Here is a 14,924-nt window from a genome sequence, read left to right as displayed (position 1 = left end):
GGCGTAAGGCTGTCGAGGATGCGGTGGACGCCTGTGGATGATCGAAGCCGCTTTGGCGGGCCGGGGCCGTACTGTCGCCGAGGCGGTCATTTTCATCAACACCCCTCAGCGTCGGGATAGCGATGCGGGCCGCTTTCGGGAAAATGGTGAACAACTCCTTAACCCGTCGGTAATGCAGGCTTCGCCTCAGGCGTTAACGGATGGTTAACGAGAGGGCGTCTGTGGACGGGTTGTGGAGGGGTCGTAACGGCTGTAATCCGCCTGCCTAGAAAAAGAAGCAGAAAGACTCGAATCTTAGAGTCTGGAAGAGAGGCCCGAGTGAACCCGCCTGTGGTTGAGCGAAGACAATCGCCTTCGAGAGACGGGTCTCTGTTCCTCAGAACGCTCGCCGGAGAGACGCTTCCGACGCCTCCGGTCTGGCTGATGCGCCAGGCGGGACGCTATCTCCCGGAGTACCGTGAGCTCAGAGCCAAGGCAGGCGGCTTCCTCGATCTCTGCTACACGCCGGATCTCGCGACAGAGGTAACGCTGCAACCGATCCGTCGGTTCGATTTCGACGCTGCGATCCTGTTCTCCGACATCCTGGTCGTCCCCCATGCGCTCGGGCAGCATGTCGGTTTCGTCGAGGGCGAAGGACCACGGCTCGAGCCGGTCTCCTCGCGCGCCGAGTTCGGCCGCCTGCGGGAGGAAATCGATCTGGCCATGCTCGCGCCGGTCTATGAGACGGTTCGGCGGGTTCGCGCCGAGCTCGCGCCGGACAAGGCTCTGATCGGCTTCTGCGGCGCGCCCTACACGGTCGCGACCTACATGGTCGCGGGCCGCGGCGGCGACGAGCAGGCCCCCGCGCGCCTGCTCGCCTATCGCGATCCAGACACGTTCGCGGAACTCATCGAGCGGCTCGTCGAGGCTTCCGCCGCGCATCTCCTCGCCCAGCTCGAGTCGGGCGCCGACGCGGTCCAGATCTTCGACAGCTGGAGCGGCGACCTGCCGCCAGATGAATTCACCCGCTGGTCGACCGAGCCGATCAAGGCGCTCTGTGAGCGCGTTCGCGCGAAAGCGCCAGACGCCAAGATCCTCGCTTTCCCTCGCGGCGCGGGGGCCAAGCTCGCGGGCTTCGCCCGCGAAGTCCCGGCAAACGCCTTCGGGCTCGCCACCTCGGAAGATCTCCGCGCCGCGCGCGCGGCCGTCCCGGCGGGAGTCGCGCTTCAGGGCGCCGTCGACCCACTGGCGCTGATGGCCGGCGGAGCGCCGCTCGACCGGGCGGTGGACCGCGTGATCGAGGAGCTCGGAGAGGGGCCGCTCGTGGTCAACCTCGGGCATGGGGTGAGGCAGCACACGCCCCCGGAACATGTGGCGCAACTCGTGGCGCGCGTGCGGCGAAGCCGCTAGGCTGCCTTTGCGCGGCGGTTCCGATTCGAGGGCAGATGGACGTCTATCTCTGGATCAAGGCGCTCCACGTCGCCGCGGTGATCGCCTGGATGGCGGCGATGCTCTACCTGCCTCGCCTGTTCGTCTATCACGTCGGGGCTCCAGCCGGCTCGGAGACCTCCGAGACCTTCAAGGTCATGGAGCGACGGCTGCTGAGAGGAATTGCGACGCCGGCGATGATCGTCACCTGGCTGGCAGGTCTCACGCTCGTCTGGCAGGGCGGCTGGATCACCTCCGGGTGGCTGCACGCCAAGCTGCTTTTCGTGCTGGTCCTGTCCGGCATGCACGGCGCGCTCGCCCGCTACACGCGCGATTTCGCGAATGACCGGAACGCCCGGTCGGCGCGCTTCTACAGGATCATCAACGAGGTTCCGGCGGTGCTGATGCTGGCGATCGTCATCCTGGTGATCGTCAAGCCGTTCTGACGTCTGAAATCCTCGTGACGCGTAGCATTCCCCTTGTGGAGCGCCGCGGCACCCGGTATGACGGACTCCTCTCAAGAGTCGGTTGTCGGCGCACGGGTTCAGTTCAGAGCTCGTTAAGTTCCGTGAGCGGGGCCTAGCCCCTCCGACGCCACGACCACGGAAGACCGGACGGTCCTCCGCTGACGCGCCGCCCGGCGAACGTCCGTCTCCTTCTCTCCTTCCTTTCGCCCGGCCAGCTTGCGCCGGACTCCACTGCCAAAGGCCCCCGATGCCAGAAGTCAGGCTCTTTGATCTCAAGGCCAAATCCCCGACCGAAATCCTCGCTCAGGCTGAGGAGCTCGAGGTCGAGAACGCGAGCACGCTGCGCAAGCAGGAGCTGCTGTTCGCGATCCTGAAGCAACTCGCGGCGCGGGACGTCGACATCATCGGCGGCGGCGTGGTCGAGGTCCTGCAGGACGGTTTCGGCTTCCTGAGGTCGCCGGACGCCAACTATCTGCCGGGCCCGGACGACATCTACATCTCGCCCTCGCAGATCCGGCGCTTCTCGCTCCGCACCGGCGACACGGTCGAGGGCCAGATCAGGAGCCCGAAGGAGAGTGAGCGTTACTTTGCGCTACTCAAGGTCAACACGATCAACTTCGAGGACCCTGACAAGGCGCGCCACAAGGTGCATTTCGACAACCTGACCCCGCTCTATCCGGACGAGCGGCTCAGGATGGAGATCGAGAACCCGACCAAGAAGGACATGTCGACCCGCGTGATCGACATCGTCGCCCCGCTCGGAAAGGGCCAGCGCGCGCTGATCGTCGCGCCGCCGCGGACGGGCAAGACGGTCATGATGCAGAACATCGCGACCGCGATCGCCGCCAATCACCCCGAGTGCTACCTGATCGTGCTGCTGATCGACGAGCGGCCGGAGGAAGTCACCGACATGCAACGCTCGGTGAAGGGCGAGGTGATCTCCTCGACCTTTGACGAGCCGGCGCAGCGCCACGTCCAGGTCGCCGAGATGGTGATCGAGAAGGCGAAGCGCCTCGTCGAGCACGGCCGTGATGTGGTCATCCTGCTCGATTCGATCACGCGCCTCGGCCGCGCCTACAACACGGTCGTGCCCTCGTCCGGCAAGGTGCTGACGGGCGGCGTCGACGCCAACGCCCTGCAGCGGCCGAAGCGCTTCTTCGGCGCGGCGCGCAACATCGAGGAAGGCGGCTCGCTCACCATCATCGCGTCGGCGCTGATCGACACCGGCTCGCGCATGGACGAGGTGATCTTCGAGGAGTTCAAAGGCACGGGCAATTCCGAGATCATTCTCGACCGCAAGGTCTCGGACAAGCGCGTCTTCCCGTCGATGGACATCACGCGGTCCGGAACCCGCAAGGAAGAGCTCATCGTCCCGGCCGATCAGCTCAAGAAGATGTATGTGTTGCGCCGCATCCTGAACCCGATGGGGACGGTCGACGCCATCGAGTTCCTGCTCGACAAACTGCGCTCAACCAAGACCAACGCCGATTTCTTCGAGTCGATGAACACCTGAGGCAGGATCGCCGGTCCCGCTTCGGCCGGCCTCGGCTTCCTTCGTGTGGCGCCGGCCGGACGGACCGGGGAACGGCGGCGGCTTCTGCTAAGTTTGCGCCATGATGACCACGCGCGTTCTCGGCAGACTTCTCGCGCTCACGATCTTCGCGCTCGCGGCGCTCGCGGCGCTCGCGCCCGCTCGGGCCGAGCTCTCTTTCCCGGCTTTCACGAATTATGTGGTCGATGCGGCGGACGTTCTGCCGCCCGCCAACGAACAGGCGCTGGTCGAGAAGCTCAAATCCTTCCGCGAGCGCACCGGCCACCAGTTCGCTGTCGCGACCGTTCCCTCCCTGCAGGGCACGAGTGTCGAGGACTTCGCCAACCGCCTGTTCCGTGAGTGGAAGCTGGGCGACGCCACGCGCAATGACGGGGCGCTGCTGCTCGTCGCTCCGAATGAGCGGAAGGTGCGGATCGAGGTCGGCTATGGCCTCGAGGGCGATCTGACCGACGCGGTCTCCCGGCTGATCATCGAGAACGCGATCCTGCCTCGCTTCCGCGCCGGCGACATACCGGGCGGAATTGCGCGTGGCGCCGACGACGTAATGGCGGTGTTCTCCGGCCAGGCCGAGGACTACAAGGCCCGCGCGGCGCAATTGAGCCAGCAGGAAGAAGCGCCGGCGGGCGTCAGCATCTTCATGATCCTGTTCCTGGCGTTCTTCCTTTTCGTGCTGTGGCGCTCGATCCGCGGCGGCGGCCGCTCCAGACGCTATTCGCCCTGGATCATTGGCGGGCCCGGCGGCTTCGGCGGCGGGGGCTGGTCGGGCGGCGGGGGCGGAGGTTTCGGCGGAGGCGGGGGCGGCTCATCGGGCGGCGGCGGAGCGTCCGGGGGATGGTGAGCGAAGCGCCCTGCGCCCAGCAAACGGCGCTCACCGCGGCCGACCGGGAGCGGATCACGGCCGCCGTACGCGCCGCCGAGAGCCGTACGGCCGGCGAAATCGTCGTGGTGATCGAGACCGAGCCTTGCGAGGAACGGGACGTCACGATCGCGCTCGTCATTGCGGGCTTTCTGGCGATCCTCTCGGCGGCGCCTTTGTCGCTGCTTCGCCTGCCGCTTGAGCACCTTGTGATCGGCCAGGCGGCGGTCTTCGCCGCGCTTGCGGTTCTCGCCGTGTCGCCGCGCGTCCGGGGCGCGCTTCAGCTCGACAGGCTGCCTGCGTCGGCTGCGCGCCGGGCGGCGGAGCGCGCCTTCTCGGAGCTCGGGCTCGGCCGCACCAAGGAGCGCACCGGGGTGCTGATCCATGTCGCCCTCGCCGATCGGCACGTCGAAGTCATCGCCGATCAGGGGGTGCACAGCGCCGTCGCGCCGGAGACGTGGCGCGAGACTGTGATGGCGGTGGTCGCCGCCGCCAAGCAGGGCCGGCTCGCGGACGGCATCGTCGCGGCGGTCGAACGATGTGGCGACGCGCTCGCCGATGTCCTGCCGCCGCAGCCCGGCCTCGGAGACGAACTCCCGAACGAGCCCGTGACGCGCTAAGCCGTCACCGTCCCTTGAACTGCGGCTTCCGTTTCTCCAGGAACGCCGCCATTCCCTCTTTCTGGTCCTCTGTCGCGAACAGCGCCTGAAACGCGCGTCGCTCCGCCCGCGCTCCGTCGGAAAGCGGACTCTCGAAAGCGGCGTTGACCGATTCCTTCGCGGAAAGCACCGCGACGCGCGGCAGCGATGCGATGCGATCTGCGATTTGGAGCGCCTCCTCGGTCAGGCGCTCGGCCGGGACGAGCCGCGCCACGAGTCCCGAACGCTCCGCCTCCTGCGCATCCATCATCCGCCCCGTCAGGACCAGGTCCATCGCCTTCGCCTTGCCGACGGCGCGGGCCAGACGCTGCGTTCCGCCGAAGCCCGGGATGATCCCGAGCGTGATCTCCGGCTGGCCGAACTGGGCGTCATCCGCGGCGATGATCAGGTCGCACATCATCGCGAGCTCGCAACCGCCGCCGAGCGCGTAGCCGGCGACGGCGGCGATCAGCGGCTTGCGGCAGCCGAGCAGCTTCCCCCAGCCCCTGCCGAGGTCGGCGAGGTAGACGTCGGAAAAGCTCTGCTCCGCCATCTCGCGGATGTCCGCGCCCGCCGCGAAGGCCTTCTCGTTTCCCCGGATCACCACCGCGCCGATCGCCTCATCAGCGTCACAGGCGGTCACCGCTTCGCCGAGCTCCCGGACGAGCTGCGCATTCAGCGCGTTCATCGCCTTTGGCCGGTTGAGCGTGATCAGCCCGACGGGGCCGCGCGTCTCGAGCAGGATGGTTTCGTAGGATGCAGTCATGGGGCCTCGGAGGTGGCGGGGGTCATCCGGCCGGAGCAAGACCGGGATCGCCCGCCAGCATAGAGCGCCTCACCCGGATGACGATCCGGGATCGGAGATCCGGCGCCCAGGACGACGCTCTGCCGCAGCCGCCGCGTTTGCGGGTCATTTTTGGCAGACGGGGCAAAAAAAGGTCGAGCGGCCGGTTTGCACGATCCGCCGAACGACTCCGCGGCAGCCAGGCGTCGGACACGGCGCGTCCTCGCGGTCGTACACTCGGAAGGAATGCTGGAAATAGCCGAGCTCGCCATCGGCGTGAGCAAAATCCCGCAGCGTCGAGCCGCCGGCCGCGATCGCCGCCTCCAGCACCTCGCGGATCGCCAGCGCCAGCCGCTCCGAACGCGCGGTGGACCCGCCATCCTTCCGCGCGATTGCGCCAGCAAGACGCTTCGGGGAGAGGCGGGCGCGGTGCAGCGCTTCGCAGACGTAGATGTTTCCCAGTCCGGCGATCAGCCGCTGGTCGAGCAGCGCCGCCTTCAGACTGGTCTGTTTGCCCTCGAACAGCCGCGCGAGCAGCCCGCCGTCGAGCTCGTTGCCGAGCGGCTCAATCCCGACATGTCGGAACAGCGGGTGCGCCACGAGCCCGGCGCGCGGGATCAGCGCCATGAAGCCGAACCGCCGCGGGTCGTTGTAGGTCACGGTCGCGCCGCCCGACATGGCGAACGCCACATGGTCGTGAGCGGCCGCTTTAGGGCGCGCGTGATGGAAAGCGCCCGGCGCCTCTTCGGCGTCCGGCAGCTTGACGCGGAACGAGCCGGACATGCCGAGATGCATCACCAGCGTCTCGCCGTCGTCCAGATCCGCCAGCAGGTACTTCGCGCGGCGGCCGAGCGACAAGACGGTCCGGCCGGCGAGCCGTTCGACGAAGCGCGGCGGGAACGGGAAGCGCAGATCCGGCCGTCGCGCCTCAACCCGCTCGATCCGGCGTCCCTCCATGACGGGCGCAAGCCCGCGACGCACGGTCTCGACTTCGGGCAGTTCGGGCATGGCGGGACTCTCGCGAACGCGCGGACCTTGGCGGGCGCTGAATGTCGGGTCCTGCGCGCCGCCGCTCAAGGGCGACGCGTTCGCGACTGGCGCCGCTACCGCCCCCGCGCTAGGGTCCGCGCCGCCCTCCCCGAGGATTGCGACGCCCATGGACGGACAGCACGGCCCCGGCTCCGGGACCGAAACCCATTTCGGCTTCACCGAGGTTCCGCTCGGCGCAAAGCAAGGACTAGTGGACGACGTCTTCCACAAGGTCGCGTCCCGCTACGACCTGATGAACGACCTGATGTCGGGCGGGCTGCACCGCGCCTGGAAGTCTGCGATGACGACGGCGATAGGCCTGCCGCGCGGACCGCGGCGGTTTGATCTGCTGGATGTCGCGGGCGGCACGGGGGACATCGCGTTTCGGGCGATCGGCGCCGGCGGCGTCGGGGTCGCCGTGACGGTGCTCGACATCAATGGCGCGATGCTCGACGTCGGCGCCGCCCGAGCGGCGAAGAAGCGGCTCTCCGACCGCATCACCTTCGTGCAGGGCAACGCCGAGGATCTGCCTTTCCCCGACCGCTCGTTCGACGCGGTGACGATCGCCTTCGGCATCCGCAACGTTCCCCGCATCCCGCTCGCGCTGAAGGAGATGCGGCGCGTGCTGAGGCCTGGCGGCCGGCTGCTCGTGCTTGAATTCTCGAAGGTCGACGTTCCGGGCCTTGACCGGGTCTATGACGCGTTCTCGTTCAAGGTCATTCCCCAGCTTGGGCGAATGGTGGCGGGCGACGCCGAGCCCTATCGCTACCTCGTTGAGTCGATCCGCAGGTTCCCGGACGCGGAGACCTTCGCGGACATGATTCGCGAGGCCGGCTTCGAGCAGGTCACGGCGACGCCGATGACCGGCGGCATCGCGGCGCTGCACGTCGGGTTCAGGATCTGACGTGGCTGTTTCGCGGAAACGCCGCGCGCGTCCGATCGGCTAGGCTTCGGCGATGCCCATCCTGAGCGCCGTCCCAAACCTGTTCCGGCTCGCCCGCGGCGGCTTCGTCATGTCGCGCGAGGGCGCGCTGCGGCTCGCCGATCCGCTGGAGCTTCCGCCCCTCGCCCGAACCCTCCTGCGTATCGGGCGGCTGATCGAGAAGCGCTCCGCCAAGGATGGCGGCGAAGGCCTCGCCAACGCGCTTGAACGGCTCGGGCCATCTTATGTGAAGCTCGGCCAGTTCCTCGCGACGCGGCCGGACGTGGTCGGCTTCAAGACCGCGCGCGACCTCGAACGGCTGCATGATCGTGTGCCGCCTTTTCCTCAGGAGGTGGCAGAGGCCGTCATCGTGGAGGCGCTCGGCGCGCCGCTCGAGGCGCGCTTCGTATCGCTCGGGCCGCCGGTGGCTGCGGCGTCGATCGCGCAGGTCCATCGCGCCATCGTGCGGGATGCGGACGGCCGCGAGCGGCCGGTCGCGGTGAAGATCGTGCGGCCTGATGTCGGCCGGCGCTTCTCCCGCGATCTCTCCGCCGTGTTCGTCGTTGCGCGGCTGCTGGAGCGCTGGGCGCCCAAGACGCGCCGGCTGAAGCCGATCGAGGTCGTCAGGACGCTTGCGCGCTCCGTGTCGATCGAGATGGATCTGCGGCTCGAGGCGGCTGCGCTCTCCGAAATCGCCGAGAACACCGCGGCTGATCCGGGCTTCCGAGTGCCGGCCGTCGATTGGGAGCGGACCACCCGCAGCGTCCTCACGCTCGAATGGATCGACGGCGTGAAACTCTCCGACCGCGCGGGCCTCGCGGCGGCGGGTCACGATCTGCCGGCGCTCGGCCGGCATCTGATGCAGACCTTTCTGCGCCACGCGATGCGCGACGGTTTCTTCCACGCCGACATGCATCCCGGAAATCTGTTCGTCGAGCCGGCCGGAACGCTGGTCGCGGTGGATTTCGGGATTACCGGGCGGCTCGGCCTCAAGGAGCGCAGGTTCCTGGCCGAAATCCTCCATGGCTTCATCGTGCGCGACTACCGGCGGATCGCCGAGGTGCATTTCGAAGCCGGCTATGTTCCGGCTGACGAGTCGGTCGACGAGTTCGCGCGGGCGCTTCGCGCCATTGGCGAGCCGATTCATTCGCGTACGGCCGACCAGATCTCCATGGCGCGCCTGCTGACGCTGCTGTTCGAGGTCACCGAGCTGTTCCGGATGCAGACCCGGCCGGAGCTGCTCATGCTCCAGAAGACCATGGTGGTGGTCGAAGGCGTCGCGCGCACGCTGGATCCGAAACTCGACATGTGGCGGACGGCGGAGCCCGTGGTGCGCGAGTGGATCGAGCGCAATCTCGGCCCGATCGGGCTCGCCGAGCGCGCCACGGGCGAGCTGCGCAAGCTGGCGCGCGGCCTCGAGGGCCTTCCGGACCTGATGCTGCGGGTCAACCGCACCTCCGTCGAACTCGAAGAAGTCGTTCGCGGCGGCTTCACCTTCTCGGACGAAAGCATCCAGGCGATCGCCTATGCGGTGCAGCGGCGCGCCTTCTGGGGCGATCTCGCGCTCTGGGTGATCGCGATCTCGCTCGTGATCTATGTGTTCCGCTGATCCGGGGGTTCAGGGTGGCCGGCTTGAGCGACACCGCAGGCGCAACGCGCATCCTTCTCGTCATCGGCGGCGGCATCGCGGCCTATAAGTCGCTCGACCTGATCCGCCGGCTGAAGGAGCGCGGCTATGCGGTGCGGGCGATCCTCACCGCGGCTGCGGCCGAGTTCGTGACGCCGCTCTCGGTTGCGACGCTTACCGGCGAGCGCGCCTTCCAGAACCTGTTCGACCTGACGGACGAGCATGACGTCGGCCACATCCGGCTGGCGCGCGACGCCGATCTGGTTCTGGTCGCGCCCGCGACCGCGGACCTCCTGGCCAAGATGGCGAACGGGCTCGCCAACGACCTCGCCTCGACAGCGCTGATCGCCACCACCGCGCCGGTGCTGGCGGCGCCGGCCATGAACCCGACCATGTGGGCGCATCCGGCGACGCGCCGCAATGTCGCGCGTCTGGAAGCCGACGGCGTGAGCTTTGTGGGGCCCGCAGAGGGCCTGATGGCGGAGCGCGGCGAGAGCGGGCTTGGCCGGATGAGCGAACCGCTCGAAATCGTCGCCGCCGCCGAAGCCCTGCTGCGCCCCACCGGAGCGCCTGGACTGTCTGGCCCGCTGGCCGGCCGGCGGGTGCTCGTCACCTCCGGTCCGACCCATGAGCCGATCGACCCTGTGCGCGTGCTGGCGAACCGATCTTCCGGCCGCCAGGGCCACGCCATCGCGGCCGCGGCCGCCCGCGCAGGGGGCGAGGTCACGTTGATCTCCGGCCCGGTCGCGATCCCCGACCCCGCCGGGGTGACGGTGGTCAGGGTGGAGACCGCCCGAGAAATGCTCAACGCGGTCGAGGCGGCGCTGCCCACCGACCTCGGCGTTTTCACCGCCGCGGTCGCCGACTGGCGCGTCGCGGACGGCGCCGCGCAGAAGATCAAGAAGGGCGCGGGCGGGCCGCCTGCGCTGACGCTCGTCGAGAACCCGGACATCCTTGCGACGGTGGCGCGCGGGTTGCGCCGCCCGGCGCTCGTCGTCGGCTTCGCGGCCGAAACCGAGAACGTCGTTGAGCATGCGCGGGCCAAGCTCACCCGCAAGGGCGCGGACATGATCGTCGCGAATGACGTCTCGCCCGCGACGGGCGTGATGGGAGGCGACCGCAACACCGTGCACATCGTCACCCATGACGGCGTCGAGGACTGGCCTGCGCTTTCGAAGGCTGAGGTGGCGGAGCGGCTGGTCAGCCGGCTCGCAGCGCTGCTGGGCCCCGGCTGATGGATCTGCGCGTCCGGTTTCTCGCACATGCCGAAGGGCTGCCGGCGCCGTCCTACGAGACCGCGGGCGCGGCCGGCATGGACCTGTGCGCCGCCGTTCCGGAGGACCAGCCGGTCCTGATTTCTCCCGGCGGCCGCGCTCTTGTCCCGACTGGGCTGGCGCTCCAGTTCCCGGTGGGGTTCGAGGCCCAGATCCGACCGCGTTCGGGGCTTGCGCTCCGGCATGGGGTGACGGTTCTCAACGCCCCAGGGACGATCGATGCGGACTATCGCGGCGAGGTCAAAGTTCTTCTGGTCAATTTTGGAAGCGAGCCGTTCGCCGTCGCGCGGGGAGCGCGGATTGCGCAACTTGTCGTCGCTCCGGTCGTTCAGGCGAAGGTGGTGACGGCTGAGACGCTAGATCCCACCGCAAGGGGGGAAGGCGGCTTCGGCTCAACGGGGCGGTGATCCCGCGAGGAGACGTCATGAACTTGTTGCCGCGTCGGAGCCTGTTGGCCGTCGCCGCCGTCGTGGACATCGCGTATCACGCGCGCCCCACTCCGATCGCCGCCAAAACGCTTGCGGCGCGTCACGGGCTGCCGCCGCGCCATCTCGAGACCCTGCTCCAGGTTCTGGTTCGAGCCGGCATCCTCAAGGGCGTGCGCGGGCCGCGCGGCGGCTACGAGCTCGCCCGCGAGCGGCGCCGCATCTCGATCGCGGACATCGTGCGGGCGGCGCTCGGGGAGCCGGAGGATGAGCCGGAAGGCCGCGCACGCGAGCCGAACGGCAAGATCATTCCCTCCCCGCTCGTGTCCGAGGTGGTCACGCCGATGATCCGCTCCGCGTCGGAGAGCTTCCTGGAGCGGCTGGACGAGATCACCGTCGACGACCTCTGCATGGAGGCGGAACGGCGGTCCGTGTTCGCCGACAGCCGGCCGACCTATGATTTCACGATCTGATTTTGGCTATGCGCCAATCATCGACATGCACCTGTGTCATGCCTATCTTGCGGTGACCTGAACGGCCGCGCCCGCCAGAGGCGCGACGATCCTGGAGGATGACCCGCATGAGCGAGCCCGCATACAAACTCTCCGAGCCGGCCGCGCATGCGCCGGGCCGCGGTCGCGTCTACGATTCGATCACCGACACGATCGGCGACACGCCCCTGGTGAGGCTGGACCGGTTGGCGGCGCACAAGGGCGTCAAAGGCACCATTCTGGCCAAGCTCGAGTTCTTCAATCCGATCGCGAGCGTGAAGGACCGCATCGGCGTCGCGATGGTCGACGCGCTCGAGCGCGACGGCATCCTCCGGCCGGACAGCGTGCTGATCGAGCCGACCTCCGGCAACACCGGCATCGCGCTCGCTTTCGTGGCGGCCGCGCGCGGTTATCGCCTCATCCTGGTCATGCCTGAGACGATGTCGATCGAGCGGCGCAAGATGCTCGCGCTGCTGGGCGCGGAGCTCGTGCTGACCGAGGGCGCAAAGGGCATGAAGGGCGCCGTCGCCCGCGCCCAGGAGCTGGTGCGCGAGATCCCGAACGCCATCATTCCCCAGCAGTTCGAGAACCCCGCCAATCCGGAGATCCACCGTCGGACGACCGCCGAGGAGATCTGGAACGACACTGCGGGCGAGGTCGATTATGTGGTGTCCGGCGTCGGCACGGGCGGCACCATCTCGGGCGTCGGGCAGGTGCTGAAGCCCCGCAAGCCTTCGCTCAAAATGGTCGCGGTAGAGCCTGAGGACTCGCCCGTCCTCTCCGGCGGCCAGCCCGGTCCCCACAAGATCCAGGGCATCGGCGCAGGGTTCGTTCCCGGCGTATTGGACCGTTCGATCATCGATGAGGTCGTGACCGTCGGCAATCAGACCTCGTTCGAGACCGCCCGTCTCGTGGCGCGTCTCGAAGGCGTGCCGGTCGGCATTTCCTCCGGCGCGGCGCTCGCGGCGGCGCTCGAGGTCGGCGCAAGGCCCGAGGCGGCCGGTAAGACGATCGTGACGATCATCCCGAGCTTTGCCGAACGCTATTTGTCGACGGCGCTGTTCGAAGGGCTCTGACCCTCACGCCTCCCACACCTCGCCAGGCCTGAGCGCGCGAAAGCGCTCAGGCGGAATGCTCTTCTCGCGCAGCGCCGCCTGGAGCGCGATGACGGGCGCGTCGATCCCCTCGGCGGTCAGGCGGAAGACGCCCCAATGGCAGCCGATGGCCTGTTCGGCGCGGAGCAGGCCGAAGGCCTCGACGGCTTCGGCTGGGTTGAGGTGCTGGTCTTTCATGAACCAGCGCGGCTCGTAAGCGCCGATCGGCAGGATCGCCAGCCGGAACGGCCCGTGCAGCTCGGCCGCATGGCGGAAATGCGCGCCGCTGAAGAGCCCGCTGTCGCCCGCGAAGTAGAGGCGGCCCGCGGAGCCGGCGTCGATCGCGAACGCGGTCCAGAGCGCCTTGCGGCGGTCCGTCACCCCGCGCGCCGACCAGTGGCAGGCGACGGTGAGCGCGGCGGTCACGCCGTCGCCCAGGATGACTCGGTCCCCCCAGTCATAGGCCTCGACGCGGGCGCGCCGATCGTTGGCTCTTACGATGACGTCGTTGCCCAGCGCGGTGACAATGCGCGGGTCATCCCGCGCGACGAGACGCGAGAGCGTCGCGACGTCGAGATGGTCGTAGTGATTGTGCGACAGCAGGATGACGTCGATCTTCGGCAGATCGTCGAACGCCACCCCGGGAGCGCAGACCCGCTTCGGCCCGGCGAAGCTCACCGGCGAGCAGCGTTCGGACCAGACCGGATCTGTCAGAATGTTGAGCCCAGCCGCCTGGATCAGATGCGTGGCGTGACCGACCGCCGTCACGCGCAGCCGGGATCCGGTGACTCGCGCCGGCGGCTTGTCGGCGAACGGGCTTGGCCAACTCTCCGGCCATGGGGCCTTTTCGGTGAGTTGCAGCGCCTGGAACGCCGCGAGCGGCGACTTGTCCGGCGGCTGCTCGGGATGGAAGAAGCGCAGCCCGTCGAAATGGTCCGAAGGCGGCCCGCCATAATAGGGGTTGCGGCGGCGGGCCCAGCCGAACCAGCCGGCGGCGGCGAGCGGCGCCGCGGCCAGGAGAGCGAGCAGGCGACGGCGGGTCATGCGCCGTCTCCGGCTTCAAGCGCGCGCTTCGCGCGGACAACCGCGTGTTCAAGCTGCTGCAGGAACCGGGACCGGTCGCGTGGCTGAAAGGCGCTCGGGCCGCCGGTGATCTCGCCGACTTCGCGGAGATGGCTCATCAGCTCGCGGCTGGCGAGCGCGGCGCCGATGTTCGCCTCGGTGAACGCGCGTCCCGAAGGACCGAGCGCCGCGGCGCCTTTGGCCAGACATCGCGCCGCCAGCGGCACGTCCGCCGTGACCACGATGTCGTGAGCCGTGGCGTTCTCGACGATCCAGTCGTCGGCTACGTCCGGCCCTGCCGGCACCACCTCAAGGCGCACCGCGGCGTCCCGTGGGGTGAAGATGAAGCGGTTCGCCACCACGATCGTTTCGAGCCCATGGCGTTCGGCGACGCGATAGACCTCGGCTTTGACCGGGCAGGCGTCGCCGTCGATGAACAGTCGAGGAAGCGCGCGCGAATGGCTCAAGAGGCGGTGGTCTCCTTCAGGCCGAGGATGAGACGAGAGCTGGCCGCCACGACTGGTCCAGCTCGAACGCCCGAGCGGCGTTGACTTCCCAAGGATTTGTCACGATCTTGGCTATAGACGGGCGGCGTGTAGCGCGCCGACGATACGTCAGCCTCGTGCTTGGACCACGGGGCCATTTGCGTTGGGACTCGTCGCTGTTTTGTCATCCAGAGGAGAATTCCGCCATTCGCCGACCCATGAGGCCTCTCGCGCCGGTCCAGAAGGACGGTCCGCGCGTCAATAAGGAGATCCGCGTCCTCGAAGTTCAGCTCATCGATGCTGAGGGGCGCAACCTCGGCCCCACGAAGATCAACGACGCGCTCCAGGCCGCCGAGGATGCGGGCCTCGATCTCGTCGAGATCGCGCCGAACTCCGTCCCGCCGGTCTGCAAGCTGCTCGACTACGGCAAATACAAATACCAGAACCAGAAGAAGGCCGCCGAGGCGCGCAAGAACCAGAAGATCGTTGAAGTCAAAGAGATCAAGATGCGTCCGAACATCGATGATCATGACTACGACGTGAAGCTGAAGGCGATGCGCCGGTTCTTCGAGGAAGGCGACAAGGTCAAGGTGACGTTGCGGTTCCGCGGCCGCGAAATGGCGCATCAGGATCTCGGCCTCAAGCTTCTGGTGAAGGTCCGCGAGGAAGTGGCCGAAATGGCCAAGGTCGAGACCGACCCCTCCCTCGAGGGCAGGCAGATGACGATGGTGCTCGCGCCCCGCTAAGACCGAGTCAGGTTCACCATCTTCTCGCTGGACGGCAGGGCTGCGTCGGGCGGCGGTTGATCCCG

General features: G+C 68.2%; 17 protein-coding genes. 13 read left to right on the top strand and 4 right to left on the bottom strand.

Annotated elements, in window-relative coordinates; genetic code table 11:
* Window positions 1-37: 37 nt before the first annotated feature.
* From VM780_RS13600 to VM780_RS13575, 6 genes are all read left to right on the top strand, one after another.
* A complete protein-coding gene (locus tag VM780_RS13600) occupies window positions 38-208 on the top strand; it encodes a hypothetical protein (protein ID WP_325448195.1) in 171 nt (56 codons plus the stop codon).
* A gap of 215 nt (window positions 209-423) precedes the next feature.
* Window positions 424-1,389 carry a uroporphyrinogen decarboxylase gene (hemE, locus tag VM780_RS13595; RefSeq protein ID WP_414652825.1) on the top strand — a complete coding sequence of 322 codons (966 nt, stop codon included), beginning with the start codon at window positions 424-426 and terminating at the stop codon, window positions 1,387-1,389.
* 35 nt (window positions 1,390-1,424) lie between these two features.
* Window positions 1,425-1,853, top strand: coding sequence for a protoporphyrinogen oxidase HemJ (gene hemJ, locus VM780_RS13590; RefSeq protein ID WP_325448193.1), 429 nt, complete (start codon window positions 1,425-1,427; stop codon window positions 1,851-1,853).
* A 268-nt stretch (window positions 1,854-2,121) separates the two neighbouring features.
* A complete protein-coding gene (rho, locus tag VM780_RS13585) occupies window positions 2,122-3,387 on the top strand; it encodes a transcription termination factor Rho (RefSeq protein WP_183394897.1) in 1,266 nt (421 codons plus the stop codon).
* Window positions 3,388-3,487: 100 nt separating this feature from the next.
* Window positions 3,488-4,264, top strand: coding sequence for a TPM domain-containing protein (locus tag VM780_RS13580; RefSeq protein ID WP_325448190.1), 777 nt, complete (start codon window positions 3,488-3,490; stop codon window positions 4,262-4,264).
* Window positions 4,258-4,902 (top strand): TPM domain-containing protein, encoded by a 645-nt coding sequence (locus tag VM780_RS13575; RefSeq protein ID WP_325448188.1) that lies wholly within the window; start codon window positions 4,258-4,260, stop codon window positions 4,900-4,902. The genes VM780_RS13580 and VM780_RS13575 overlap by 7 nt, the downstream gene beginning before the upstream one ends.
* Before the next feature lie 4 nt (window positions 4,903-4,906).
* Here the strand turns inward: VM780_RS13575 and VM780_RS13570 are convergent, their stop codons facing one another.
* Window positions 4,907-5,686 (bottom strand): enoyl-CoA hydratase, encoded by a 780-nt coding sequence (locus VM780_RS13570; RefSeq protein WP_325448186.1) that lies wholly within the window; start codon window positions 5,684-5,686, stop codon window positions 4,907-4,909.
* A gap of 144 nt (window positions 5,687-5,830) precedes the next feature.
* A complete protein-coding gene (gene mutM, locus VM780_RS13565; RefSeq protein ID WP_325448184.1) occupies window positions 5,831-6,712 on the bottom strand; it encodes a bifunctional DNA-formamidopyrimidine glycosylase/DNA-(apurinic or apyrimidinic site) lyase in 882 nt (293 codons plus the stop codon).
* A gap of 148 nt (window positions 6,713-6,860) precedes the next feature.
* Between mutM and ubiE the strand changes: the two genes are divergently transcribed.
* The 6 genes from ubiE to cysK all read left to right on the top strand — a co-directional run bounded on the left by ubiE (window position 6,861) and on the right by cysK (window position 12,548).
* Window positions 6,861-7,637 (top strand): bifunctional demethylmenaquinone methyltransferase/2-methoxy-6-polyprenyl-1,4-benzoquinol methylase UbiE, encoded by a 777-nt coding sequence (ubiE, locus tag VM780_RS13560; protein ID WP_325448182.1) that lies wholly within the window; start codon window positions 6,861-6,863, stop codon window positions 7,635-7,637.
* Window positions 7,638-7,689: 52 nt separating this feature from the next.
* Complete coding sequence (gene ubiB / locus VM780_RS13555; protein ID WP_325448180.1) at window positions 7,690-9,264, top strand: 2-polyprenylphenol 6-hydroxylase; 1,575 nt, start codon at window positions 7,690-7,692, stop codon at window positions 9,262-9,264.
* A 23-nt stretch (window positions 9,265-9,287) separates the two neighbouring features.
* Window positions 9,288-10,517 carry a bifunctional phosphopantothenoylcysteine decarboxylase/phosphopantothenate--cysteine ligase CoaBC gene (gene coaBC, locus VM780_RS13550; protein ID WP_325448178.1) on the top strand — a complete coding sequence of 410 codons (1,230 nt, stop codon included), beginning with the start codon at window positions 9,288-9,290 and terminating at the stop codon, window positions 10,515-10,517.
* Entirely contained in the window at window positions 10,517-10,963 is a 447-nt protein-coding gene (gene dut, locus VM780_RS13545) for a dUTP diphosphatase (protein ID WP_325448176.1), read from the top strand. The genes coaBC and dut overlap by 1 nt, the downstream gene beginning before the upstream one ends.
* A gap of 17 nt (window positions 10,964-10,980) precedes the next feature.
* Window positions 10,981-11,454, top strand: a complete 474-nt coding sequence (locus tag VM780_RS13540) for an Rrf2 family transcriptional regulator (RefSeq protein ID WP_325448174.1) — start codon at window positions 10,981-10,983, stop codon at window positions 11,452-11,454.
* A 107-nt stretch (window positions 11,455-11,561) separates the two neighbouring features.
* Window positions 11,562-12,548 carry a cysteine synthase A gene (gene cysK, locus VM780_RS13535; protein ID WP_325448172.1) on the top strand — a complete coding sequence of 329 codons (987 nt, stop codon included), beginning with the start codon at window positions 11,562-11,564 and terminating at the stop codon, window positions 12,546-12,548.
* Between the two features lie 3 nt (window positions 12,549-12,551).
* Here the strand turns inward: cysK and VM780_RS13530 are convergent, their stop codons facing one another.
* Window positions 12,552-13,610, bottom strand: a complete 1,059-nt coding sequence (locus VM780_RS13530) for an MBL fold metallo-hydrolase (RefSeq protein WP_325448170.1) — start codon at window positions 13,608-13,610, stop codon at window positions 12,552-12,554.
* A complete protein-coding gene (locus VM780_RS13525; protein WP_325448168.1) occupies window positions 13,607-14,095 on the bottom strand; it encodes a YaiI/YqxD family protein in 489 nt (162 codons plus the stop codon). Before VM780_RS13525 ends, VM780_RS13530 begins: the two co-directional genes overlap by 4 nt.
* Window positions 14,096-14,319: 224 nt before the next feature.
* Between VM780_RS13525 and infC the strand changes: the two genes are divergently transcribed.
* Window positions 14,320-14,859 (top strand): translation initiation factor IF-3, encoded by a 540-nt coding sequence (gene infC / locus VM780_RS13520; RefSeq protein WP_325448793.1) that lies wholly within the window; start codon window positions 14,320-14,322, stop codon window positions 14,857-14,859.
* Window positions 14,860-14,924 lie beyond the last annotated feature (65 nt).

Source organism: Hansschlegelia sp., from assembly GCF_035538955.1.
In the GTDB taxonomy this organism is placed as follows: Bacteria; Pseudomonadota; Alphaproteobacteria; order Rhizobiales; family Methylopilaceae; genus Methylopila.
Note: the sequence above shows the minus strand (reverse complement) of the source record. Positions and strands in the feature narration are given on the sequence as shown.